General features: G+C 50.6%; 18 protein-coding genes, 2 tRNA genes and 1 other annotated feature. Of the genes, 16 read left to right on the top strand and 4 right to left on the bottom strand.

Going from position 1 to position 25,091, the window contains the following annotated elements; all coding sequences use genetic code 11:
* Positions 1–311: 311 nt before the first annotated feature.
* Positions 312–1,292: an aldo/keto reductase gene (locus ACPV3A_RS36625; protein ID WP_194544332.1), complete on the bottom strand. Its 981-nt coding sequence runs from the start codon at positions 1,290–1,292 to the stop codon at positions 312–314.
* A gap of 845 nt (positions 1,293–2,137) precedes the next feature.
* Here ACPV3A_RS36625 and leuB point away from each other — a divergent pair.
* The 12 genes from leuB to ACPV3A_RS36565 all read left to right on the top strand — a co-directional run bounded on the left by leuB (position 2,138) and on the right by ACPV3A_RS36565 (position 17,824).
* Positions 2,138–3,214 carry a 3-isopropylmalate dehydrogenase gene (gene leuB / locus ACPV3A_RS36620; protein ID WP_426204800.1) on the top strand — a complete coding sequence of 359 codons (1,077 nt, stop codon included), beginning with the start codon at positions 2,138–2,140 and terminating at the stop codon, positions 3,212–3,214.
* 174 nt (positions 3,215–3,388) lie between these two features.
* Positions 3,389–3,928, top strand: coding sequence for a peroxiredoxin (locus tag ACPV3A_RS36615; protein ID WP_009593058.1), 540 nt, complete (start codon positions 3,389–3,391; stop codon positions 3,926–3,928).
* Between the two features lie 290 nt (positions 3,929–4,218).
* The gene (locus ACPV3A_RS36610) at positions 4,219–4,626 is read left to right on the top strand and encodes a hypothetical protein (protein ID WP_015737147.1); all 408 of its coding nucleotides are present in this window, start codon (positions 4,219–4,221) and stop codon (positions 4,624–4,626) included.
* A gap of 324 nt (positions 4,627–4,950) precedes the next feature.
* Positions 4,951–6,075: an ATP-binding protein gene (locus ACPV3A_RS36605; RefSeq protein ID WP_426204799.1), complete on the top strand. Its 1,125-nt coding sequence runs from the start codon at positions 4,951–4,953 to the stop codon at positions 6,073–6,075.
* Positions 6,076–6,158: 83 nt separating this feature from the next.
* Complete coding sequence (locus ACPV3A_RS36600) at positions 6,159–7,673, top strand: leucyl aminopeptidase (RefSeq protein WP_426204798.1); 1,515 nt, start codon at positions 6,159–6,161, stop codon at positions 7,671–7,673.
* A 141-nt stretch (positions 7,674–7,814) separates the two neighbouring features.
* Positions 7,815–8,777 (top strand): aldolase catalytic domain-containing protein, encoded by a 963-nt coding sequence (locus ACPV3A_RS36595; protein WP_071222679.1) that lies wholly within the window; start codon positions 7,815–7,817, stop codon positions 8,775–8,777.
* Between the two features lie 182 nt (positions 8,778–8,959).
* Positions 8,960–9,033 (top strand) — tRNA-Pro (locus ACPV3A_RS36590).
* Positions 9,034–9,110: 77 nt separating this feature from the next.
* Positions 9,111–9,181: transfer RNA gene (locus ACPV3A_RS36585), tRNA-Gly, on the top strand.
* Positions 9,182–9,752: 571 nt separating this feature from the next.
* Entirely contained in the window at positions 9,753–11,621 is a 1,869-nt protein-coding gene (gene abc-f / locus ACPV3A_RS36580) for a ribosomal protection-like ABC-F family protein (RefSeq protein WP_426204797.1), read from the top strand.
* A 109-nt stretch (positions 11,622–11,730) separates the two neighbouring features.
* Positions 11,731–12,006, top strand: a binding site (T-box leader).
* Between the two features lie 82 nt (positions 12,007–12,088).
* Positions 12,089–13,123, top strand: a complete 1,035-nt coding sequence (gene pheS, locus ACPV3A_RS36575; RefSeq protein WP_339219507.1) for a phenylalanine--tRNA ligase subunit alpha — start codon at positions 12,089–12,091, stop codon at positions 13,121–13,123.
* 29 nt (positions 13,124–13,152) lie between these two features.
* Positions 13,153–15,603, top strand: a complete 2,451-nt coding sequence (gene pheT, locus ACPV3A_RS36570) for a phenylalanine--tRNA ligase subunit beta (RefSeq protein WP_426204796.1) — start codon at positions 13,153–13,155, stop codon at positions 15,601–15,603.
* A gap of 223 nt (positions 15,604–15,826) precedes the next feature.
* The gene (locus ACPV3A_RS36565; RefSeq protein ID WP_339294766.1) at positions 15,827–17,824 is read left to right on the top strand and encodes a hypothetical protein; all 1,998 of its coding nucleotides are present in this window, start codon (positions 15,827–15,829) and stop codon (positions 17,822–17,824) included.
* Between the two features lie 90 nt (positions 17,825–17,914).
* Here the strand turns inward: ACPV3A_RS36565 and ACPV3A_RS36560 are convergent, their stop codons facing one another.
* Complete coding sequence (locus ACPV3A_RS36560; RefSeq protein WP_216530609.1) at positions 17,915–18,301, bottom strand: cytochrome C oxidase subunit II; 387 nt, start codon at positions 18,299–18,301, stop codon at positions 17,915–17,917.
* 302 nt (positions 18,302–18,603) lie between these two features.
* On the bottom strand, positions 18,604–18,960 hold the full coding sequence (locus tag ACPV3A_RS36555; RefSeq protein ID WP_071222686.1) for a phage holin family protein: 357 nt from the start codon (positions 18,958–18,960) through the stop codon (positions 18,604–18,606).
* 156 nt (positions 18,961–19,116) lie between these two features.
* On the opposite strand from ACPV3A_RS36555, the gene ACPV3A_RS36550 reads away from it, so the two are divergent.
* The 4 genes from ACPV3A_RS36550 to ACPV3A_RS36535 all read left to right on the top strand — a co-directional run bounded on the left by ACPV3A_RS36550 (position 19,117) and on the right by ACPV3A_RS36535 (position 24,091).
* The gene (locus tag ACPV3A_RS36550) at positions 19,117–21,486 is read left to right on the top strand and encodes an endonuclease MutS2 (RefSeq protein WP_426204795.1); all 2,370 of its coding nucleotides are present in this window, start codon (positions 19,117–19,119) and stop codon (positions 21,484–21,486) included.
* 120 nt (positions 21,487–21,606) lie between these two features.
* Positions 21,607–22,026, top strand: a complete 420-nt coding sequence (locus ACPV3A_RS36545) for a DUF350 domain-containing protein (RefSeq protein ID WP_194544320.1) — start codon at positions 21,607–21,609, stop codon at positions 22,024–22,026.
* Positions 22,027–22,186: 160 nt separating this feature from the next.
* On the top strand, positions 22,187–22,744 hold the full coding sequence (locus tag ACPV3A_RS36540; protein WP_194544319.1) for a hypothetical protein: 558 nt from the start codon (positions 22,187–22,189) through the stop codon (positions 22,742–22,744).
* A gap of 120 nt (positions 22,745–22,864) precedes the next feature.
* On the top strand, positions 22,865–24,091 hold the full coding sequence (locus ACPV3A_RS36535) for an MFS transporter (RefSeq protein ID WP_426204794.1): 1,227 nt from the start codon (positions 22,865–22,867) through the stop codon (positions 24,089–24,091).
* 142 nt (positions 24,092–24,233) lie between these two features.
* On the opposite strand, the gene ACPV3A_RS36530 is transcribed toward ACPV3A_RS36535, so the two are convergent.
* Positions 24,234–24,938: an NAD(P)/FAD-dependent oxidoreductase gene (locus tag ACPV3A_RS36530; protein WP_426204803.1), complete on the bottom strand. Its 705-nt coding sequence runs from the start codon at positions 24,936–24,938 to the stop codon at positions 24,234–24,236.
* Positions 24,939–25,091: the final 153 nt, after the last annotated feature.

Genomic DNA, 25,091 nt, shown 5'->3' with positions numbered 1-25,091 from the left:
TTTCTTCGTTTCTTCGCTATATCGATTAAAGGTTTGGCCTTTCTTCGCTGACATAACAAAAATCCCCTCCGGTATCCAGTATTTGAGTTCATTGTAACATGTCCTCTTTTTTCACTGTCTACCATGAGGGGATAATACCACTGTGAAAGCGGCTCCTCTTTTTCTTTATTTTATGATGATGTTGGCCGGCCGTGAATGCTGGTATCAGATACTCGCACCGAGCCTTTAACTCTCATGGCAGTGTGCCGATACGCCTTGGCGCAGCTGATCAACGGGATAAGACAGCGTTTCGTTCAAATGTTATCCTTATTTTACCAGGCGTAGGCCTGCGGAGCGGCTCCGCCCGGACCCGGGAAAATTTCATCCAGACGCTTCATTACGGATTCATCGAGTTCAATCTCAAGCGAGCGCAGGGAGCTTTCGAATTGCTCCAGCGTGCGCGGTCCGATAATCGGTCCCGTAACCGCCGGGTTCTTAAGCACCCAGGCAAGGGCGACGTTATCCTGTGGTTCGCCAAGCTCCTGGCAGAGTGCGGCGAACTGTTCCAGCTGCGAGCGGTGTTTCTCCACGCGCTCCGCATTGCCCCCACTGCGAGAGCCTTCGATTTTCTTAAGCGCATTGCGTCCCAGCAGTCCACCGTCCAGCGGACTCCATGGAATGACGCCGAGCCCAAGCTGCTGCGAAGCGGGAAGCACTTCGAGTTCCGGCAATCGGCAGGTCAGGCTGTATTTATGCTGTTCGGAAACGAGGCCGAGGAAATGCCGGCTCTGGGCTGCGGCTTGCGCAACCGCAATCTGCCAGCCCGCAAAGTTGCTGGATCCGACATACCCGATTTTTCCTTGATGAACCGCAACCTCAAATGCGCCCCACAGCTCGTCCCAGGTGACGGAAGGATCGACGTGATGCATTTGGTACAGCTCGATATGGTCTGTCTGCAGACGCTTTAGCGACGCTTCGAGATGACGGCGAAGTTTATAGCTCGACAGCCCGGCTTCATTGTTGGGACCATCCAGAGGATCGCTCATGGAGCCATAGAATTTGGTAGCCAAAACGACTTTCTCGCGGCGGCCCCCGCCTTGATTAAACCAGCGTCCGATAATGGTTTCGGTCAGGCCCGAGTTCTCGCCCCAGCCGTAGACATTGGCTGTATCGAAGAAATTGACGCCTGCGTCAAGCGCTGCATCCATAATGCGGAAGGCTTCCTTTTCATCCGTAGCAGGACCAAAATTCATCGTCCCCAAACACAGACGACTTACTTTCATACCGGATTTACCTAGAGCAGTGTACTGCATAATCGATGATCACTCCTTGGTCGTTTAGGGTATAAGACAAATTCACCCCTATTGTAGCGTATTGGCAGAAAAATGTAACTAACGGTGTGGGGTAACGTTAATATGGTTGCACTGAAAGCCGACCTGCGAGTGATCTGTTTACTTCATTGGCCAAATTTAAAGAGCAAGAAGCAAGAAGCAAGAAGCAAGAAGCACAAGCAGGACTAGGAGTAACCGAGAATCTCTTCAAGATGTTACTTTCAAGAGCCGCCCCATGATTATACATAGGGCGGTTCTTCTATCTCCCACCACCCTTGTGGTCAGGGAGATGTGCTCTTCTCAGTGACCTGTCAATCGCCAATTCATTAGCTTCGAAGCAGCGAAGAGGACGAATCGATTTCGGAAAAGCGGAGCGGTCGCCTTTGGAGCCGAATTTCAACCCCAGACATACAATCCAGAAATTCGGCGACAACAGCGATTGGAGGAACGATACGTAATCGGAGCCTCTCACATTAAGTCTTCGAAGTCTCGCATAAAGCTGCTCTCATTAAAGCCGCTCTCGCATAAGTTACCCACGCACAAAAGCACACACGATTAAGCTTTACCTCGAGCCTTTCTCAAAGTAAGCCTTACTCGCGTTCAGTCGCTCTTGCGATATTAACTCTTCGAGCTTCTGCACAACTCTTTGAGCGTCTGCGCAACTCTTCGGCGCAGCCATCTCCCTAATCACTTTCCCCCTGCTTATAGGCAAAACGAATTAAGTTCATAGTTTCTATATCTTGGTCAATCAAGGGGGAAGTATGTTACAACAGTAACTAGATGATTAAATACGACCAGTGTATATATAAATTAAGGAGTGACGAAGAATGGCAGAAATGAAGAAAATCGCGGTAATTGCCGGAGATGGCATCGGTCCTGAGGTAGTGGCTGAAGCGGAGAAGATCATTAAACGTACCGAAGAGGTGTTCGGATATTCATTTACGACGGAACATGCACTGTTTGGCGGCATCGCCATTGACGAGAAAGGGACGCCGCTGCCAGAAGAAACGTTGAATGTATGTAAGAGCGCCGATGCTGTATTGCTTGGTGCGGTAGGCGGACCGAAATGGGACAACAATTCGAAGGAGCTTCGCCCGGAAACCGGATTGCTTGGCATCCGTAAAGAGCTTGGCCTGTTCTCCAACCTGCGTCCGGCTGTCATTTTCGATTGCTTGAAGGATGCGTCCACATTGAAGCCTGAAGTCCTGGAAGGTACTGACTTGATGGTCGTTCGTGAGCTGACAGGAGGCATATACTTCGGCGAGAAATTCAGACGCGAAGGTGCTGGTGGCGAAGAAGCGGTAGATACTTGCGTATACAATACGGCGGAGGTAGAGCGAATCGTCCATCAAGCCTTCGAGATTGCACAGAAGCGCCGGAAGAAGCTGGCTTCCGTCGATAAAGCGAATGTGCTGGAAACGTCCCGCTTGTGGCGCGAAACGGTAAACCGCATCGCTCCTGAATATCCGGACGTGGAGCTGGAGCATGTGCTGGTAGACAATTGCGCGATGCAGCTTCTGCGCCGCCCGTCCAGCTTTGACGTGATCGTAACCGAGAACATGTTCGGCGACATCCTGAGCGATGAAGCAGCCATGCTGACAGGTTCCATCGGCATGCTGGCATCCGCATCCATGGGCGAGGGTGCTTTCGGCCTGTACGAGCCGGTACACGGTTCGGCACCTGATATTGCCGGTCAAGGCTTGGCAAACCCGATCGCAACGATTCTGTCCGTAGCGCTGATGTACCGCCTCACGTTCGGCTACGAGGATGCGGCAGACGCAATTGAACGCGCAGTTGCCGAGGTGCTTGATGCCGGACATCGTACAGCAGACATTGCTGTGGATAAGAGCAAAGCGCTCAGTACGACAGAAATGGGCGATTTGATCGCTGCGGCTATCCGTTAATAGGGGAAGCATTCGTTCAAGGAAAATCCTTATTTATAATAATTATAATAAAGTAACGTCTACAATCTTGACTTTGATTAGCCTCAATGATAACATTTCTATTAAATGTTCATAGGAACATAGCATGTAGGAAATACACGTATTTTCTTACATATGTTAAGGAGGAATTCAATCATGGCAGAACGTTTGGTTGGTAAAGCGGCTCCTGATTTTACAATGGAAACTGTATCAGGAGACGGTAAAGATTTTGGTAAAGTAAGCCTGTCCGACTACCGCGGCAAATGGCTCGTATTCTTCTTCTATCCGCTTGATTTCACTTTTGTATGCCCAACTGAAATCACGGCTCTCAGCGATGCTTATGATCAATTCAAAGCATTGGATACTGAAATTCTGGGTGTAAGTGTTGACTCTATCCACAGCCACAAAGCTTGGATCAACACTGCTAAAGAAGCTAACGGTCTGGGAGCATTGAACTTCCCGCTGGCTTCCGACATCACCAAAAACGTAGCAAGAGACTACGGTGTTCTGATCGAAGAAGAAGGCGTTGCTCTGCGCGGCTTGTACATCATCGATCCAGAAGGCGAATTGAAATATCAAGTTGTAAACCATAACGACGTAGGCCGCAGTGTAGAAGAAACGCTCCGCGTTCTTCAAGCACTTCAATCCGGCGGATTGTGCGCTATGAACTGGAAACCAGGCGACAGCAACCTGTAATTCCATTTCGTTAAAGTTAAGGTGACCCTCATTATCTGACATTATGTGCAGGTAGTGGGGGTTTTTTCACCTCTGATTTTATTGGATGAAATAGGGGAAGACTCTTGTTTAGAGAACCGCTCTTGCGTTGATATATAATTTAAATTTAAATATATAGGCTAACGGACTTATGTTTAGGGAATCGTGCCTAAAATTTTTATCGAGGTTCTTTTCATGAAGGAATTAGCGGGAGTGAAAGCGAATACAATATTTTGAAACGGTTGAGAGTCCACAAAAGGAGGGTGAACGATATGAGTTTTTGCTGTGGGGCTAGTATGATGGGTACAAAGGGTACACTGAAGCATTATCGCACTCAAGTACATAATGTTCCCCTGCTGTCTTGTCCGGTCTGCCATCGCGTGGAGGTACATCATCGGGTTGAGAATGAATATGAAATATTAGCTGAATATGCCCATGGTGACGGAGCATCCCAGGTGGATTTTCAGGATTATGTGATGGAAGATGAGGATGCGATTTTTGAGAATGTTGTCAACCGGGAGTCGGAGGATCCGCTAACGGTGGTTCAGAGTCAGATTGATATGTCGTTAGATCTCCTGGTGGTTGCCAAATGGATGGAGGATGAGAAGTGGCAGGGCGAACTGAAAAGACGGCTTGCCGTGATGAGTCAGCGCAGACTCCGGCTCCAGAAGCAGCCTTAATCCAGGAATTAATAAAGCCTCGTGAGTACTCGGGGCTTTTTTAATGTTTCAAATCATACAAAAGGGGGTAATGTTTATATTAGTTGTTTGGAATTAGGTGTTAGATCCACTACATAAGCAGAAATACATAAGCATGATGCATGGTATTTTTATGCAATTTCCCATTTTTCGACAGGATTTCTGATTGACGTTTCTTTGTCTCGATGACTATCATGGAAGGAAGCAGATTCGGGCTGCTTCTGATTCAAAGGCGGACAAGCTGATGTTTGCAAGGTTTTTTGTCGGTTTGGTGAGTTCAACTTTTCATGAAAAGGGGGAGCCATCTTGTTGAGTCAAATCCGTGAATCTGAGCTGCAGGCAATTCGTTCTTTTCATTCCAGCCAGCTTATTAGGAACAAGTATGAGAACATACTGGAGAATCTCGACAGCGGGATCATCCTCTTTGATAGTGACGGTGTGTTAGCATTTGTTAATGTACAGATGGCAAAATTGTTAGGTGTATCCCGTAAATCGCTGACTGGCTGTACGCTGACCCAACTATTGAGACATCCCCAGCTCTCCAGATTTAAGAAGAGAAAAATACTTCGCATTTTTCGGGAAACGGTATTCCACCGCAAGAGATTTCATGAATTGGTTGATGAATATGGCCGATCGTGGCTGATCACGATGACTTATGGGGACCAGATGGAAGGCGATTTTCTGATTAGCGTGAAGGATGTCTCCGACTTCAAACGAATTGAGCAAACCGCTTATCAGAACGATAAGCTGGCCATGCTGGGAAAAATCTCGGCCTCCATTGCCCATGAGATACGCAACCCGCTCACCTCCATCCGTGGCTTCATCCAACTGCTTCGTCCGCATCTCGTAAGTTTAGGTAAGGACGAGTATGCCAGAATTATACTTACGGAGATCGATCGCGCGAATGATATTATATATGAATTTCTAAATTCCTCCAAACCCTCGGCTCCAGAAACCAAAATTGTGTCCGTATCCTCTTTATTGAAGGAAGTTGTTCTGCTAACTGAAAGTGAAGCCTTAATGAAGGGATGCCAGATTAATCTGCATACCGATAAGACCCCGCCTGCGTTTATATCCGTGGATGTGAAGCAGATCAAACAGGTGATTCTGAATATTATTAAAAATGCCCTGGATGCGATTAATGAGCATCATGATGAGAACATCACCGGCGTGATTGATATTTCAGCCCGCGATACGGGGAAACATATCAACATCTGCATATCGGATAACGGCGGCGGCATGGATCAGAACACACTGAACCATCTGTTCAACCCGTTCTTCACAACGAAGGAGAGTGGAACGGGGCTCGGGTTATCCGTAAGTTACAGTATTATCAGAAACCATGGCGGTTCGATTGCCGTGGATAGSCAGGTTGGTGCCGGAACGGAGTTTGTGATTACTTTTCCCAAGCTGGACGTTTCGGAAGTCTAAGATTGTACGATACGTGCCTGAAATGAATACGAGAGCAGCTGTTCCGATGGAATGGCTTTTTCTTTTTTAGGAGGAGATCACGCATGATGTGGACATTAAAGGGCAGTTTATCATCCGGGCAAGTGCATACCGATGCGATCATTGTTCCCGTAACGAAAAAACAAGCGGCGGATGGCGGCGTTTCCGAGTCCTGGGATCCACTGCTCAAACAGTTGGTCGAGAATCGGTTATTTGATGGCACTCCGAATCGGTCATTCGTATGGCCCGAGAGGATCGAAGGGGGAGCACGCTTGTTAATATGGCTGGGACGTCCCGAAGGAATTCTGACATCCGAGCAGCTGCGGCTGCTTGCAGCACAGGCAGTAAAAGCAGCCGGGAGATCGGGTGTACGCAGTGCCGCCATTCAAATTCCAAATACGATGGTTAACTTTACCGCCGAACAAACGCCGCAAGATGCTGCTCAGGCTTTAACTGAAGGGTTTATCCTCGGAAGCTATCGGAAACCGCATTATAAGCGTGATGCTTCCGAGCCAACGAATATAGAAGAAATCCTTTACTATATAGAAGGCGATATGGATGCGGAATTTGAAGCAGGGTGGACGAAGGGAATGTCATTAGGCGCAGCGATTGGAGAAGCAACCTGCCTGGCACGAGACCTGACGAATCTGCCCGGCAATATGCTGCTGCCGGAAGACCTGGCCCAGAAGGCGCTTCAGTTGGCGAAACGGTATGGTTTCGAAGCCCAGGTACTGGACGAGGACGCCATAGACGAGAAAGGTATGGGCGGCCTCCTGGCCGTAGGCAAAGGCAGCATCCATCCACCGCGCATGATCGCGATCCGTTATCAGGGACGGGAGACGTGGGAGGATGTTGTCGGCCTTGTTGGCAAAGGGGTTACGTTTGATACCGGTGGCGTGTCGCTGAAGAGGGCATCCGGAATGGAGGATATGATCAGTGATATGGGCTGGGCGGCTACCGTAATGGGCGTTATGGAAGCGTTAGGACGGATTCGCCCCAGAGTCAATGTAGTGATGGTGATTCCGACTGCGGAGAATGTGATGAGCGGTAGTGCCTTTAAACCCGGCGATATCGTCACGACACTGAGCGGCCGCACCATCGAAGTATTGAATACGGATGCCGAGGGCCGTATCGTGCTTGCGGACGGAATAACCTATGCCAAGCAGCTTGGAGCTTCGCGTTTGATTGACGTAGCTACATTGACGGGGTCCGTCGTTTCGGCTCTTGGGGATATCGCCACTGGGGCCGTAACCAATGATGAGACTTTTTTGCAGGAGCTTATTGCCTCCTCCCGGAGGGCCGGCGAAAAGATATGGCCGCTGCCATCCTATCCGGAGTTTTGGGATAAATTGAAGAGTGAGGTGGCGGATTTACGAAATCAAACGGGCCGAGAAGGCGGGACGATAACGGGCGGTCTTTTTGTGGGGACATTTGCTGATGGACTGCCTTGGGTGCATTTTGACATAGCAGGTACGGCATACCTATCCAAGGAGCGGGGCGTGGATCCCAAAGGGGCAACCGGCGTGCTCGTCCGCACCATCACCGATTGGATACTCAAACAGGCCCAGGTCGCCAATTGAAGCGTTTGTTCTGAATTGAAGAGACAGCGGCCGGCCCGTACCCCTTTGAATAACGTCCGTCCTTCGGACGTTTTTGCTTTACTTTTCAACCGGCATTCAAGTATGATGAAGAGAAAAATTGCCGAGAGGAGTTTAGCTTAGATGATTAAGAGTAGTCAGACAAAGATTGTAGACTGTACCATTCGCGATGGCGGACTGGTAAATAACTGGGATTTTAGTGTAGAATTCGTACAAAATTTATATGCGGGCCTGAATGAGGCTGGCGTGGACTATATGGAAATCGGCTATAAAAATTCGCCTAAACTGCTGAAAGGCGCTGATCAGGCGGGCCCTTGGCGTTTTCTGGATGATGAATTCCTCAGAGAAGTCATTCCTCATAAAGGTAAAACCAAACTGTCCGCACTTGTAGATATCGGCCGCGTGGATGAAGACGATATTTTGCCGCGCGAGGAAAGCTTGCTGGATCTCATCCGTGTCGCTTGCTACATTAAAGACGTGGATAAGGCGCTTGCGCTGGTACAGACCTTCCATGATCGTGGTTACGAGACTACGCTCAACATTATGGCCCTCTCCAACGTAATGGAGAACGAGCTGCTGGAAGCTTTTGAGCTGATCAGGGAGAGCGTCGTGGATGTGGTATATATCGTCGATTCTTACGGAAGCCTTGATCATAAAGATATGGAATACCTTGTGAATAAGTTCAAGACGCATCTGCCGAACAAACGCCTGGGCGTTCATACCCATAACAACATGCAGCTGGCGTTCTCCAACACGCTGGTCGCTGCAGATCTTGGCGTTGAGCTTCTGGATGCATCCGTATACGGGATGGGACGTGCGGCTGGCAACTGCCCGACCGAGCTTTTGGTTACCCATCTGAAAGGCACCAAGTATGAACTGCGTCCGGTACTGGATATTATCGAGCGCTACATGATTCCACTTCGTGAAAAAGAAGAGTGGGGTTATATCATGCCTTACATGATTACAGGCACCCTGGATGAACATCCACGCTCCGCCATGGCCCTTCGTGCTTCGGACGATAAAGACAAAATTGTGGATTTTTATGATAAATTGACGACACCGGAAGTGACTTTCGACAAAAAATAGGCAAGGTGCTTTTGCAGCTCTGCTCGTATCAGGTCAAGGTAGTATCAGCATCTTTCCCTCCTTGGAAGGATGCTGTTTGCTTTTTTAATATGGGTGATCTATTTTCCATAAAATACATGTTGAAATTACGTGTTCGGCATGGTATATTTATTTTTGTCTTCAAAAGACAGCATCTTTATTATCGGGACGTAGCTCAGCTTGGTAGAGCACCTGGTTTGGGACCAGGGGGTCGCATGTTCAAATCGTGTCGTCCCGATTCGCTTAAGATTTAGGACCTCACAGAAGTAATCGGGAGATGCGCCGAGTCATAGCTTCACTTTTGTAGGTATATATGCGGGTGTAGTTCAATGGTAGAACTCCAGCCTTCCAAGCTGGTAGCGTGGGTTCGATTCCCATCACCCGCTTATGTAAGAACAGAAAACCCTTGGTGACAAGGGTTTTTTTGTTTACTTTTTTTCGAATTGTAGATAGGACCGGATAAACAGGCGATAGCAGGAATTCGAATATGTAGAAGTTCCGCTAATCAACCCTTTTACTTCTTAAGAATATCTGTTATAATGGCCATAATTTCATTCCAAGAATGCGAGGTAACCTAGTCCAATGAAGTAAGACACCCTTTTCTCTAAAAACAACTGCATGTGGTTTGCAGGCGTTTCTCTACGGCGGTAGAGGGAGAGATTTGGTGTGTCTGAACAATGTGACTGGGGTACCTCTTTTTGTTATGTCGAAAGTGGTACTCTTATACAAAACAATCACATAAACGGAACGGATTGCGGCTTTCGCTGACAGCCGACGGTATAGAGCCTAACATCTCCATACCGTCAGGGCTGGCCTGGAATGAACAGCCGAAGGAAGTGTGCTGTGGCGTGCGTTCGTCCCGTTACTCAGATCAGAACAAATCCTCTCTCATGATATCCGCCGCAGGCCATCGCTTGCGGTTTTTTAGTTTTTCCCAAAGAGAGAGGATGAGGCGATATGACCATGATTCTAAAAGCGAAAGATATAAGTATGGAGCTCCAAGGGAGGCCGTTGTTTGAAGGCATTCAGCTGGAGGTGGCAGAAGGAGAGCGGATTGCGCTGTACGGGCGCAACGGCACCGGCAAAACCACGCTCCTCTCGATTCTGGCCGGCGAGCTCGAACCTGCCTCAGGCGTTGTGGAGACGATTCTCCCACGAGATCGCTGGGGCTGGCTCAGGCAGCAGGATGAGCCGGACGAAATCGATCGGAGTGCCATCGATACGGTGCGCAGCCGCAGTAACCCTTCGTTGTGGCAGCTGAAGCTTCAGCTTGCCAGCGTCGAGCAGCGGATGAATGGCGGCAGCGCTGCTGAGATGGAATCATTGCTTGAGCAATATGGCAATCTGCTGGAGCGTTACGAGTCCCAGAACGGTTTCCAGTGGGAGACCGAGGTGGAGAAAGCGATGACGATGCTGGGCATCGGGCCGGAGGTATGGCCTGTGTCTTACCGCGAGCTGAGCGGAGGCCAGAAGACGAAGGTCATGCTGTCAGGGCTCCTTGTATCGGCACCGGAATTTTTACTGCTCGACGAGCCCACGAACCATCTGGACAGTGAGAGCTTGGTCTGGCTGGAGCAGTGGCTGGTATCATCCTACAAAGGCACCGTGTTGTTTGTATCCCATGACAGAGAGTTCATCGACCGGGTAGCAACCTCTGTATGTGAGCTGACCTCGGAGGAACTCCGGCGTTACCGGGGAGGATATACGGATTACCGCCGTGAAAAGGAACGGGAGCTGCGCGAGCAGGAGACGCTTTACCGAAAGCAGGAGCTGGCCCGCAAAGCGCTGGAGGAATCGATCCGAAGATATGAGGAATGGTTCCATAAAGCACATAACGCGGCCGGGGACGTGAATGACGTCAAGATCACCGCCAGCTTTTACAAGGCCAAGGCCAAGAAGAACATCTCAAGATATCATGCCAAGGAAAAAGCGCTGGAACGGCTGGAAGCAGAGCGGGTGGATAAACCGCGAAACGGTCCCAAGCTGAACATGGAGCTGGAAGGGGAGGCTTTCGGCGGCCGTACCCTCGTCCAAGTGAAGGATATCTGTTTTGGATACGGAGATCAGCAGCTTTTTAATAAGCTCACCTTCTATCTGAACCGCGGCGACCGGTTGGCCGTAAGAGGCCCTAACGGGAGCGGGAAAACGACATTGCTTAAGCTGCTTCTGGGCGAAATCGAACCGCATGAAGGCCGGATTACCCGAAATCCTTCCGTCAAGATCGGTTATTTCTCGCAGGAGCTTGAGGGGCTGGAACCCGAAACCACGCTGCTGGACAGTCTGCTTGTCATTCCGGGAATGACGGAGAGCCGTGCGCGTACTTTGCTGGGCTCGTTCCTCTTCAGACGGGACGATGTGTTTAAGAAGATGGGGCAGCTGAGTATGGGAGAGAAGTGCAGAACGGCTTTTCTGAAGCTGTACTTCAGCGGTGCGCATCTCCTTGTGTTGGATGAACCCTCGAATTACCTGGATGTGGATACCCGCGAGGTCATTGAACAAGTGCTCGTGAGTTTTCCCGGTGCGATTGCGCTCGTATCCCATGACCGGTATCTCGTGCGTAAAATCGCGAACCGACTCCTTACGCTGGCGCCCGGGAAAGCTCCGGTTTGGTTCGAGGGGAGTATGGACGAGGAGGAAGAGCAGGCCTCGCGGACCGGCGTGATCAAGGGAGATACGGAGAAGGACAACCGGCGGATGGAGCTCGAATACCGGATTCAGGAATTACTGGGCTTGTCAGCCGAAGATCTTGAACCCGGGGACGAGGGAAGCTGGCTTGCCGAGATTAAGGAACTTCGGGCTGAGCTGGCTAGACTTCAGTCGGAATAAGATCAAAGGATCGCGATTAAAATCAGCCGGATGGGGTTAAAATGGGGAAATGAAACTTGCCATATCGCGAAAGGTTGCATATAATAAACCCTATATATTTGCATATGTAACAAATGCGTTGATGGAGAAAAGTAGTCAGTGCCTCTTTACAGGGAAGGGATACCGTAGATTGAGAGTGTCCCTCAAAGAATCAGGCTGGTGAAGTTCGCTCCGGAGCAGTTCCTTGAACACGGCATGCTGCCGGTCAGTAGGGGATAACGGGTCCGATTCGTTACGTCGGTCAAGTGAGCATGATGAGGCATACTCGGGGCTAAGGCTTTTACCGCCTTGGTTAGGGTATGAAACATGTTAACAAGGGTGGTACCACGGTCTCTTCGTCCCTTTTCGGGAGGAGAGGCCTTTTTTGTTTTCAGTCTTTTTTGTTTTCAGTTCGATGATGGAGTTTACAAAGGGGTGTGCGAATAGCCATGAAGGAAAAATTAGAAGCATTAAAGCAGGAAGCATTGGCGCAATTGCAGGATGTTACCGATCCGCAGCAGCTGAATGATCTGCGGGTGAAATACCTTGGCAAAAAAGGGGCTTTGACGGAAATCCTGCGCGGAATGGGTGCGCTGAGCGCAGAAGAGCGTCCTGTTATCGGCCAGGTGGCCAATGACGTTCGGGGCGCGATTGAGGAAGTCATCTCCGGCAAGCAGGAAGCATTCCTGCAGCAGGAAACCGAAGAGCGCCTGCGTGCAGAGAAGGTGGACGTAACCCTCCCGGGCCGCAAGCTCAGCCAAGGCGCTGTTCATCCATTGAGCAAGGTGATCCAGGATATCGAGGATATCTTTATCGGGATGGGTTATCAGGTAGCAGAAGGACCCGAGGTGGAAACGGACTACTTCAACTTCGAAGCGCTGAATCTGCCAAAGAATCACCCGGCACGTGACATGCAGGATTCCTTCTATTTGACGGAAGATCTGCTGATGCGTACTCAGACATCCCCGGTGCAAGCCCGGACCATGCTGTCGATGCAAGGAAAAGCGCCTGTCAAAATCATCTGCCCGGGACGCGTATTCCGCCGGGATGACGATGACGCGACGCATTCGTTCCAGTTCCACCAAATCGAGGGCCTGGTCATCGGCGAGAACATTCGCATGAGTGATCTGAAAGGAACGCTGCTGCAATTCGTGCAGGAGATGTTCGGCGATAACACGCAGATCCGTCTGCGTCCAAGCTTCTTCCCGTTCACGGAGCCGAGTGCGGAAGTGGACGTATCCTGTGTAAGATGCGGCGGCAGCGGCTGTCGCGTATGCAAGCAAACAGGCTGGCTTGAGATTTTAGGCTGCGGCATGGTTCATCCGAAGGTGCTTGAAATGGGCGGTTATGACCCTAAGAAGTACAGCGGTTTTGCTTTCGGTATGGGGGTTGAGCGGATTGCGATGCTGAAATACGGCGTGGATGACATCCGTCACTTCTTCAACAACGATACAGCATTCTTGAATCAGTTCACGCGGATCTAATTTTAACGATAAAGGGAAGTGAATAGACAATGAGAGTTTCAACCGATTGGTTGTCCGATTATATTTCGCTCGAAGGTGTAACCTCAGAGGATTTGGCGAGCCGCATTACTTCGGCTGGTATTGAAATCGATGTGATCGAGAAACGGAATCAAGGCATTAATAAAGTGGTCGTCGGCTACGTTAAGAGCAAGGAGAAACATCCTGATGCAGACAAGCTGAATGTATGTATCGTGGATGCGGGTCAAGAGGAAGATCTCCAGATCGTGTGCGGAGCCAAAAATGTGGATGCGGGCCAGAAGGTGCCGGTGGCGCTTGTGGGCGCGAAGCTGCCTGGCGGTATGGATATCAAGAAGGCCAAGCTGCGCGGCGTGCTCTCCCAAGGCATGATCTGCTCGGCGAAGGAACTGGGCATGAATGACAAACTGCTGCCTAAAGAGCTGCAGGAAGGGATTCTGGTACTTCCGACGGATACGGAAATCGGCAAACCGATTGTGGATGTGCTGGGTCTGAACGATGAAATTTTGGAACTGGATCTGACACCGAACCGCTCTGACTGTCTCAGCATGCTGGGAGCCGCTTACGAAGTGAGCGCCATACTGGGGCGTGAGCTCAGTCTTCCGAATCCGGAAAAGGAAATGCTGGAGGTTCAAGATGCAGCGGCCGATCATATCTCGGTTACGATTGGCGCTGACGAGCAGTGCAGCCATTATGCGGCACGCTACATTACCGGTGTAAAGATCGGTCCTTCTCCGCTGTGGATGCAGAACCGCTTGATGGCGGCAGGCGTGCGCCCGATCAGTAATATCGTGGACATTACAAACTATGTGATGCTGGAATATGGCCAGCCGCTGCATGCTTTTGATGCCGATCAGTTGAAGGATGGCGCGGTTCACGTGCGTATGGCTGAAGCTGGCGAAACGATGGTGACGCTGGACGGCACGGAGCGTCGTCTGGAGCCGCATATGCTGGTGATTACAGCTGGCGGCAAGCCAGTGGCCTTGGCTGGCGTTATGGGCGGCCTGGAATCCGAAGTAACGGACAGCACGGTGAATATTTTCTTGGAATCGGCGAAGTTCGATGGCGGAACCGTACGCAAAACATCCCGTCAGCTCGGACTGCGTTCAGAGGCAAGCTCCCGCTTCGAGAAGGAAGTGGATCCCGCCGCAGTTATCCCTGCACTGAACCGTGCAGCGGCACTGATGGCGAAATATGCCGGCGGCGCTGTCCATCAGGGAATCGTCGAAGCAGGCAGTGCGGACACCGAGCCTACCGTGATTACTTTATCGCTGGAGAAGCTCAATCGTTATCTTGGTACGGATCTGTCCCTGCTTGAGGTCAAAACGATCTTTGCCCGGTTGCATTTCCCTTGCGGAGATGCGGGCCAAGGATTGGTGGATGTGCAAGTGCCGTCCCGCCGCGGCGATATCGTGCTTGACGTAGATCTTATTGAAGAGGTGGCTCGTCTGTATGGATACGACAATATCCCGACAACGGCCATAGAAGGTCCGACGACACCGGGTTCATTGACGATCGCTCAGGCCATCCGCCGCTCGCTTCGCCGTTTGCTGACGCATAGCGGATTCCAGGAGGTTCTGGGTTATTCCTTTATCCATCCGCAGCAAGCGGAAATGTTCACTTCCCTGTCGTCAGATGGGACAGCGGTTAAGCTGGCCATGCCAATGAGCGAGGACCGCAGCGTCCTTCGTACCAGCTTGCTCCCACAGCTGCTGGATATCGCGGTGTATAACCATAACCGCAAGCAGCCGGACCTGGCCCTGTTTGAAATAGGGAACCTGTTCCATACACATGAGAAGACGTTGACGAAGCAGCCGCTGGAGCGTCCGGTTCTTGGTTTGCTGCTGTCGGGACGCAAAGGCAGCAAGCAATGGAATGTCCAGCCGGCCAAAGTGGATTTCTTCGATTTGAAGGGTGCGCTCGAGACGGTGCTCGACTATCTTGGAATTCGCGCGGAAGATATCACTTACGAGGCTAACGGACCGGTTGGCTTCCATCCGGGGCGTTCCGCTTCCGTGTATGCGGGTCAAGGCGAGAATAAGAAGCTGCTAGGTGTGCTCGGACAAATTCATCCGAAGACGCAGCAGGAGCTGGATTTGGAAGATGCTTATGCCGCTGAAATTCTGCTTGAGCCGCTGTATGAGCTGACCAACGCCCGCGTCGTTTACCGCGATTTGCCTAGATTTCCGGGCATGGAACGAGATCTTGCCATCGTCGTGAATGAGGAGGTTGAAGCCAGCTCCCTGATTCAAGTGATCAAGGAGAATGCAGGTGAGCTTCTGCAGCAGATTCAGGTGTTTGACGTCTTCACGGGCAGCAAGCTTGGAGAGGGCAAGAAGAGTGTTGCCATCTCCATGACGTACCGTCATCAGGAACGGACCCTGACCGATGAAGAGGTTGCCGGCGTCACGGAAAAAGCGGTTGCTGCCCTTCAGCAAACTTTTGGCGCAGAATTAAGAAAATAGCAGGAATTGTGAACGCCCGCATCGAATCCATTACATCAGGGATTCGATGCGGGCTTTTTTGCTCTAAATTGAACTGGGATTTGCATCAGGACGCCCGCAGGGTACATAATTATAAGCACAAAACTGTGTTATCATATACCAAACTTCGGTCTGTTTTCTTGAGGTTCGTCTACAGATTTTCAGACATCATAGAATCTACACATAATAGAAGGAGGGCACAATTTTGACTACATCGGACCGTAAAAGCGTTACCGTAGACATCTACGGAACTTCCTATAAACTCGTTGGCAGTAGCAGTGATTATACCAGACAGGTAGCGAATTATGTAGATGACCGCATGCGTACCATATCCAAGGCGCACTCTCGATTGGATACCCCGCGCATTGCCGTCCTAGCTGCAGTACATATGGCTGAAGAAGCTTTGCAGAAGCTGGAGTTTCAGAATGAGGCCAAGCAGATGACGGCCGAGCGGAATGAACTGCGCACGGAGCTTGCCAAGGTGCAAGGACTTCAAATCGAGCAGCAGGAGAGACATCGTCAGCAGCTGGAGCAGCTGGAGGGCAAGCTGGCGGAGCAGACAACGCTGGCTGAGGAATACAGGAAGTCCAAGGAGAATCTAACCGCGGAGTCAGAGCGTACGAAGGAATTGCTCCAGAAGGAATCGGACCGCGTGGCGGAACTGCTGAAGGAGAAGCAGCAGCTTGAGGTGCGTCTTAAGGAGCAGCGTGAGAAGCTGGAGAGCGGCCATAAGCAGTCTATTGAAGATATGAAGCGCCGCTATGAAGGGCAAATTTCACAGCTGACGCTCACTCATAAGCAGGCCATCGAGAAGCTGGAACAGAGTCAACGGACTTCTGCGAAGCAGGCCGAAGAGAAGCTGGCTGAGCAATTGAAGAAACAGGAGAGTACCTATAAACAAGAGGCGCTCCTGAAGGAGCAGCAGCACTCGAAGACCGTGCAGGATCTGGAGCAGAAGTATACGAAGACGGTGCAGGATCTGGAACAGAAGAATGCGAAAACCGTGCAGGATCTGGAACAGAAGAATACGAAAACCGTCCAGGATATGGAACAAAAGCATACGAGGACCGTTCAGGATCTGGAGAAGCAGCTTGCCGAGCAGCGAACGCGCGGTGGTCAGCTCCAATCACGTTTGTCGTCCGCGGAGAAGGAACTGGGTATTGTAAAAGCGGAATCGGACAAGCTGAAGGAAGCGCTCCAATCGTCCAGGCAGCAAGCCGAAGCCTCTTCGCAGGAACTGCGTTCCTTCCGTACGAAGGTGGAGGGGCTGACGAAGGAACTCGAAGGACTGAAGCAGGAATCCGCCAAGTCGGAGGAAGAGCGCCGTCGTCTGCAGAAACTTGTGGTGGATGCGAATCAGACCTCCCGCAAGCAGCAGGAAGAGCTGCAGCGTCTAAGCAGCGAGCTTCAATCCTGGCGTACGTTGGCTGATCAGCGCAAAGAGGAAACCGGCGAGCTGGAGATGCGAATTGTCGAGCTTATGGAAGCGAACGAGAGCCTGGAAGAAGGAATGAAGGGACTTCAGGATGAAATCCAGGTCATGAAGGACGAGGCTGACCGGAGCATGTCCGAGCGCCGAAGTGCCCAAGAGGAATTGAAGGAACTGCAGCTTCGCCATGAAGAATTGGAGAAGCTCACGAAGGAAGCGGGAACCCGAGAGGAAGAGACCAGCAAACTGTACGCCATGCTGGAAGAAGAATACGATACGGTGTCGAATCAGCTGGATGAGCTTCGCAAGAAGGCAGCTGCCAGTGAAGAGCGCGCACGTGAACTCGCCGAGCAGCTGAGAGATTCAGAGGAACGCGCCGTTCAGTGGCAGGAGCAATACCAGCAATGGATGGCGGAACGGGAGCAGCTTGCCAAGGACAGCGAGAAGCTGGCCGCCGAGCGCGATGAGTGGAAACGAACCAAGCTTGCTCTCGAAGAAGAGCTCCAGTCCTGGCAGCAGGAAATTGCATCCGCACGCCAAGCCTGTGAGCGTCTGGAAGACGAGAAAAGTGAAGCGGCGCAGCAGTATTCCGATTTAGGTGAACAGTATGAGCTGGTTATGCACCAGTATCGTCTGCTCCAGGCAGAACAGGAATTGAAGGCGGAGCAATCTGCGCAGCTTGAAGAAGAACACCGTAAGCTGAAGGAAGAGTATGCGAAGCTCCAAGTTGAATATAATGAGTGGATCGAGTTGATTGAGCAGGATCAGCGTTAGGCCATGGCGAAGAATTGAACCTGAAAAAACCTCCGGATTAGACAGAGGATACTCTGGCGATCCGGAGGTTTATTTTCGTGAGCAGATCTACTATTCTTCGACGATAAGTTTGGAGATCATTTTGCTGTGACCCGCTCCACACATAATGGAACACGAAACTTCGAATTCTCCCGCTTCATCCGGCGTAACGACAGTGGAGTTGTTTTTACGGTCCAGCTGCAGGCCAAGTGCAGGAATCATAACGCCGTGGTTGCCGTCTTCGTTCTCGTAAGTGATCTTGACGGGCACACCTTTCTTGAGTCGATATTCCTCTTGGTCGAATTGAAAATTGGTGCCCTTAATGACGAGTTCAGCTTCCGGTGCTACGCCAGTATCCGAGATCCCGGAACCTCCTTGGGACTCTTTCTGGTCTCCGCCGCAGGCAGCCAATACAAAAAGGAGCATACATGAAACAAGTAAAGCTATGCCTTTTTTCACTATAACCTCTCCTGACTATGAAATAATTGTGAAATATAATTTCCAATCTTTATGATAGCTCAGAAAAAGAGTGGATGCACATATGTGTTATGAAAAATTGGTGAACGTGAACGGTTTCAAACGATGATATGGATTTCCTTTATAATATAGGGGAAGATGGAAATAAAAGAATGGAGCTTTGCCCAAAATGAAAACCCCCTGCGCAAATTGCAACAGAGGGTTAATGTGGAGTAATGCAGCTCCCGATCGGTTCGTTCAGGAAGAGGGTTCCAGAGGAATCCTCTAACAGAAGCGGCGTTCTTCTATTTGCGGGTTTTGCCTGCTTCAAAAGGGGTGGAAATCGGAATGAACAGATCGATGATCCCGATGACCAGTGCAGCAAGCAAGGCGCCCAATACGGAGACGCTAACGCCTCCAACGATGAATTGGGCAAGGTAAATCACGAGTGCGCTCACTAGGAAGCCCACGATGCCACGTCCAAAAGGCGTGACTTTTTTGCCGAAGATGCCCTCAATAGCCCAACCAATCAGGGCGATAACGAGTGCAAGCAACAGGGCGCTTCCGAATCCTCCGACGGTGAATTGGGGGACAATCCATCCGACAACCATAAGAACGAGCGCGGCAACGATAAATCGAACAACGTGCCCGAGAAATTGCATGGTACCTGCCTCCTTAGAATAAGACTGGAATGTTACGCAGAATTTATTTTGTTCAATAGGACCGTCGGTTATGTGTGGAAGGATTTTGGATTCCTTGGCGAATTCCCATCACTTTCGATATAATATATGCATTGATTGAGAGGAGTTGTGAACTTCTTGAATGACAAGATTTTGCAAACTTTAGAATACCGGAAAATTTTAAATACATTAACAAAATACACGCAAACCTCCATGGGAAGTGCTAGAGCTGAAAAGTTAATGCCTGAAACCGACCTGGAGGCTGTAAAGGATCTGCTTGCGGCTACCGATCAGGCCTACACCGTAGACAGGCTCAAGGGCAATCCGTCTTTCCGCGGGATTACCGATATCAATGATGCTTTGAAGCGGGCCAGAATCGGAGGGACGCTCAGTCCCCATGAATTGCTGGCTACGTCGAATACGATTCATGGATCACGCCGAATCAAGCGGTTTATTGCGGCGATTCATGAGGACGAGAAGATTGAGATCCTCTATAATCTGAGTGATCTTATTTCGGAGCAAAAGCCCCTGGAAGACGCCATTCGGCTGTGTATTGATGATGCTGCTGAGGTCCTTGACTCCGCAAGCGCCGAGCTTTCCCAGATCCGGCGGGAGCTGAGGGGCGGAGAAGTTCGCATTCGCGAGAAACTGGAGTCCATGATTCGATCGCAATCCGTGGCGAAGATGCTGCAGGACCAGTTAATTACAATACGCGGCGACCGTTTTGTCATCCCCGTTAAAGCGGAATATCGCTCGCATTTTGGCGGTATCGTGCACGACCAGTCCGGGTCAGGCGCGACGCTGTTTATTGAGCCGGAATCCATCGTAGCCATGAACAACAAGCTGCGCGAGACGCGAATGCGGGAAGAGCGGGAGATCGAAGTGATTTTGCAGAAGCTGACCGCCCAGGTCGGCGAACAGGCTGAGCTGCTGTCCATTGACTTGGATCTGATCGGCCAGCTCGACTTTATTTTTGCCAAGGCTCGTTTGGCCCATGTCATGAAGGCTTCACTGCCAAGAATGAATGACAGAGGCTATATTAAGCTGCGTAAAGGCCGACATCCGCTGATTCCGGCGGATCAGGTTGTGCCGCTTGATGTGGAATTGGGCAATTCCTATACATCCATCATCGTCACGGGTCCGAATACCGGCGGTAAGACGGTTACGCTCAAAACGATCGGGTTATTAAACCTGATGGCGATGTCCGGACTCTTTATTCCAGCCGAAGAAGGCAGCCAGATGTGCGTGTTTGATGCGATCTACGCGGACATTGGTGATGAGCAAAGTATTGAGCAGAGCCTCAGTACCTTCTCCAGCCATATGACGAACATCATCCGAATATTGAGCCAGATGACGCCAAAGAGTCTCGTGCTGCTTGATGAGGTTGGAGCAGGGACCGACCCTGCGGAGGGTTCAGCTCTGGCGATTTCCATCCTGGAGCATATCCACCGCATGGGCTGCCGCATGATTGCGACGACGCACTATTCTGAATTGAAGGCTTATGCATATGAACGCAAAGGCGTGATTAACGCCAGCATGGAGTTCGATATCAATACCCTAAGCCCGACCTACCGGCTTCTGGTAGGCGTACCTGGACGCAGTAATGCGTTTGCCATTGCAGAACGTTTGGGATTGCCGGGATCCATTCTGGAATTTGCCCGTGGCGAAGTCAAGGAAGAGGATCAACGGGTGGAGCATATGATTGCATCCCTCGAAGAGAACCGTCACACCGCGGAAGTTGAGCGTGAGAAGGCGGAGCAGGTTCGGAAGGAAATGGAGGACCTGCGTCTTCGTCACCAGCACGAGCTTCAGAAGCTGGAAGAGCAGAAGGACAAGCTGGTTGATAAAGCTCGTGCCGAGGCGAGACAGATCGTGGACAAGGCTCGGAGTGAGGCCGAGGAAATCATCGCGGATTTGCGCAAGATAGCCCAAGAAGAAGGGGCTTCCGTTAAGGAGCATAAGCTGATTGCTGCCAGAAAGCGTTTGGATGATGCCGAACCGCAGCAAGGCAAGAAGACGGCTGGCCAGCGTTCAGCGCAGCAGCAGCGCAGCATTGAGCCTGGTGACGAGGTTCGGGTATATAGCCTGAATCAGAAAGGGCACGTCGTGGAAATGGCCGGCTCGAAAGAAGCGGTTGTTCAGCTCGGCATCATGAAGATGAAGGTATCGCTGGATGATTTGGAGCTGCTGTCGAATCCGGCAGCAAACGCTAAACAGGCGCCGAAACAGCATGCGACCGTCTTGAAACGGACTCGCGATACCAACATCCGGAACGAGCTGGATTTAAGAGGCGCGAATCTGGAAGAAGCGCTGATTGAGGTGGATCGGTTCATTGATGAGGCATTTCTGGGGAACTTGGGTCAGATTTACATCATTCATGGCAAAGGCACCGGGATCTTGCGAACCGGAATTCAGGATTATTTGCGCAAGCACAAGCATGTTAAGAGTCATCGTTTAGGTAATTACGGTGAAGGCGGCAATGGCGTTACCATTGCCGAGCTGAAGTAAGGAAAGTAAGAAATCAGGAACCGTTTTCTCCTTCAATCGTATAACATATCATCATAAGGTTCAGAACGACGGGATGCGAAAGGTGCCGCATCCCGTTTATATCAGGGAGGAAATAAGGTAATGACGGAAGCGATTGATCATTTGCTGGCCCATCCACTCGGGGTGCTCGTCGGCTATTTCTCGGTTGCGATACTTGCACTTATTGTTTACTTGTATTGCTTTGAATTGGTTACCAAGTACAATTGCTGGGATGAAATACGCAAAGGAAACATCGCGGCGGCCATGGCGACCGGCGGGAAGATCTTTGGCATCGGTAACGTGATGCGGTACAGCATAACGGCGAATACGTCCATTTATGGCATGATTAAATGGTCGTTCTTCGGGTTTATACTGCTTTTATTGGCTTATTGGTTGCTTGAGTTCTTGACGCCTGTGTTTTCGGTCGATGAAGAGATTGGCAAGGATAACCGAGCAGTGGGCTTGATCGTACTTCTTATCACCGTATCTTTATCTTACATTATTGGAGCGAGCATCATTTAAGGGCTTCGGGAGGAAAAGGACGATGAAATATTTACCGCGGATATTGTTTGCGGCCGCCTTGATTTTTTTTGTGGCGGGTATTGTATACTTGATGTCTCAATAAAAATAAAGTGAACAGGGCCATCCATGGCCGTTTGAATAAGAAAGGGATGAATGATCGATGGAACCGACGGTTTGCCCATGGTGCCAAAGTGAGATTGTGTGGGATGAAGAGATAGGTCCCGAAGATACTTGTCCTCATTGTGCGAACGAGCTGAAAGGCTACCGCACATTGAATATCGCATTGGATGACGAGGAAACACAGGACGATCCGGAGGAATATGAAGAGGATTATGAGGCTTCCGATGAGGAAGCAGGTGATCTTCAACGTATTTGGGGGTCCGACCATGAATCGCTGTCCTCGCTTCGAACCGTGGATAAGTACGGGGAGGATCACGACCTATTTGCATTTGAGGAGACCGTAGAGGGGATTCTGGACCAGCAAGAGGAAGTTCCCGAGTGCTTGCATTGCCGGGAGTATATGCTTCATGCCGGAACGCAGCACGTGAGCGGGGAAGGCTTCCAGCCGGTTAACGCAGCCTTGATTCAAGGTCCGATCCTGCAGCCGCCATATGATTTAAACGTATATGTGTGCCCTGGATGCTTCCATGTACAGTATAATTTGGCAGAGAATGACCGGCTTCGGATGATCAAGAGCTTTATCCATAATAAGGAATAGCGTTTACGGAAAGGCGCTGTGTGCCGATCCGCGCGAACTTAAGGAAACTGCTGTCGGCGGTTTCCTTTTTTTTGTTCATGAAGTGGGGATTAGAGGGGTAAAATACCTTGGACTTCAAGTGTGAGGGCGAGGGAGGAACTGTATATGAAGTTGACAAAGGACCCCCAGGCTATACTTCTGTTATCAGTTCATGGTTTGTTTATCTTATCGAGTGCATTGTCGGGTACGTTCCTCAACGTATACCTATGGAAAAGCCGCCAGGATTATACGATGCTCGGTTGGTTCACGATTGCACAGCAGGTGGCATTGGGCTTGACGTTCTGGGCCGCCGGCAAATGGGTGAAGGAGCATAACAAAATGAATGCGCTTCGCCTGGGAATTGCGGTGTCTGGCCTGTTTTATTTATGCGTTCTGTGGGCAGGGCGGGACGCCGTCCATTATATTTGGCCGCTCGGCTTGCTGTTCGGCGTGTCATTAGGATTATTCTGGTTAGCCTTTAATGTGGTCTATTTTGAGGTTTCGAGCGCGGAGAATCGGGACTGGTTTAATGGCTGGATCGGACTTCTGGGCTCCATCACGGGCATTATCGGTCCGTGGCTGGCGGGCTGGATCATCACGATGATGCATGGGGATCAAGGCTACCGGTTTATTTTCACCGTATCGATGGTCATCTTCGCCGTGACGGTGGTGCTGAGCTTTTTTCTGCGAAAACGGCCGGTTCAGAGCGGCTATCATTGGCTGGAGGGGTTGAGCCGGCTCAAGGAGGGCGGCGTATGGAAATACGCGGTATTCGGCTTGGCCGTTCAGGGAATCAGGGAAGGTGTGTTTTCCTTCCTTATTACACTCCTTGTTTTTGTGGCAACGGATCAGGAGTCGAAGCTGGGGCAGTTTGCATTGATTACTTCGGCGGTTTCGCTGGTCAGCTACTGGGCCTGCGGGAAGTGGTTCAAGCCCAAATTCCGTAAAACCGGCATGCTGGTAGGTTCCATATTGATGCTGCTGGTCATTTTACCGCTGCTGTTTGCCGTTAACTATACGACGCTGCTGGTGCTGGGAATCGGGACGTCGCTGTTCATTCCGCTGTACATGATGCCGGCTATATCCGCCAGCTTTGATCTTATGGGAGTAAATCAGGAAAACGTGGAGAAGCGGGTGGAACTGGTCGTGCTGCGGGAGCTCAGTTTAACTATAGGCCGAATTACGGGCCTGCTTGTGTTCATTCTTGTCCTGTCATTTAGACAGGACACGTTAACGGTGACGTTGCTGCTGTTGTTCCTGGGGGCGTCCCCTATCGGATCGTGGCTGTTTATACGAAAGCTGTTCCCTTCCAAAGGTCAAGTCACCTAAAGCCTAATGACATCTCTCGGGTCAAAAGAATCCGATAGTCAAACAAACGGTTTGCTGAACGACTGCGTCATAGCGCAATCCGTACACGCAAAGAAGGTATCTCCAGGGCTGCATGGCCTGCTTGGAGATACCTTCTATTATTTTATGACATCTTAAGGTCCATTGGCCGTGTCAGGGAAAACCATTTCAGTTCTTCGGGCTCACGTCCTGCTATCGTCTCGCCCAGCAAATCCGCAGCGATCATGCTGTATACGGTCCCGTTTCCGCCATACACCTCGATAAAGTAGCTGTGCGGATATTTCGGGTGCCTGCCGATCAGCGGGATGCCGTCTTTGGTTGTGGCAAATACGCCAGCCCAACTGCAAGCGATCTTCAAATCCGTCATATGGGGGAACAACTGATGAATTTCATTTAACAATCTCCGGCTTCTTGATTCAGCGTACTCCTCTGGTTTGCCAGAAGGAGGCAGCGGCTCATCCAGCCCTCCGGCTATGATTCGCTGATCCGGCGTTGTCCGGAAATAGAGATAAGGGCGATTTGTTTCCCATATGAATGCGCGCTCATACCATGAAGACAGATCGGATACCGGCTCCGTCAGGATGGCATAGGTATTGAGCAGCTCCGCTTGATAATCAGGCTTCCATTCTTGGGTGCTATACCCGGTGGCCCAGATGATGTTCCTGGCCAGAACGCTTCCTTGATCGGTTAAGACGGTGACATCGCTGTCGGTATACCGGGTTTCCTTCACTTCGCTATTTTCATAAACACGCAGCCCATGCTCGCTGGCATCCTGGACAAGATTATGCCCGAAACGGTAGGGATCGACTTCGGCATCACCGCGGGTGATATGCTCCCATCATAGTAGACAGTAGAAAAAATGAAATTCTACTTCTACCTATGATGGGAGTTTTTGTAATGTCCAAAAGAAGCCCGATTTCATATGAAATCAAGATTCAGGTTGTGAGGCGTTGCTTGCAACATGAATCCAATCCTCCAATCC

This window comes from Paenibacillus sp. Dod16, from assembly GCF_049893405.1.
Lineage (GTDB): Bacteria > Bacillota > Bacilli > Paenibacillales > Paenibacillaceae > Paenibacillus_AQ.
The sequence above is the reverse complement of the archived record's forward strand: the minus strand, read 5'-3'. Positions and strand labels throughout refer to the sequence as shown.

Excerpts from the sequence above, each read along its gene's own strand:
- ACPV3A_RS36600 (WP_426204798.1), top strand. The coding sequence starts at position 6,159 with ATGATGTGGACATTAAAGGGCAGTTTATCATCCGGGCAAGTGCATACC.
- pheT (WP_426204796.1), top strand. The coding sequence starts at position 13,153 with ATGAGAGTTTCAACCGATTGGTTGTCCGATTATATTTCGCTCGAAGGT.
- leuB (WP_426204800.1), top strand. The coding sequence starts at position 2,138 with ATGGCAGAAATGAAGAAAATCGCGGTAATTGCCGGAGATGGCATCGGT.
- ACPV3A_RS36610 (WP_015737147.1), top strand. The coding sequence starts at position 4,219 with ATGAGTTTTTGCTGTGGGGCTAGTATGATGGGTACAAAGGGTACACTG.
- ACPV3A_RS36595 (WP_071222679.1), top strand. The coding sequence starts at position 7,815 with ATGATTAAGAGTAGTCAGACAAAGATTGTAGACTGTACCATTCGCGAT.
- ACPV3A_RS36540 (WP_194544319.1), top strand. The coding sequence starts at position 22,187 with ATGGAACCGACGGTTTGCCCATGGTGCCAAAGTGAGATTGTGTGGGAT.
- ACPV3A_RS36625 (WP_194544332.1), bottom strand. The coding sequence starts at position 1,292 with ATGCAGTACACTGCTCTAGGTAAATCCGGTATGAAAGTAAGTCGTCTG.
- ACPV3A_RS36615 (WP_009593058.1), top strand. The coding sequence starts at position 3,389 with ATGGCAGAACGTTTGGTTGGTAAAGCGGCTCCTGATTTTACAATGGAA.
- abc-f (WP_426204797.1), top strand. The coding sequence starts at position 9,753 with ATGACCATGATTCTAAAAGCGAAAGATATAAGTATGGAGCTCCAAGGG.
- ACPV3A_RS36555 (WP_071222686.1), bottom strand. The coding sequence starts at position 18,960 with ATGCAATTTCTCGGGCACGTTGTTCGATTTATCGTTGCCGCGCTCGTT.
- ACPV3A_RS36545 (WP_194544320.1), top strand. The coding sequence starts at position 21,607 with ATGACGGAAGCGATTGATCATTTGCTGGCCCATCCACTCGGGGTGCTC.
- pheS (WP_339219507.1), top strand. The coding sequence starts at position 12,089 with ATGAAGGAAAAATTAGAAGCATTAAAGCAGGAAGCATTGGCGCAATTG.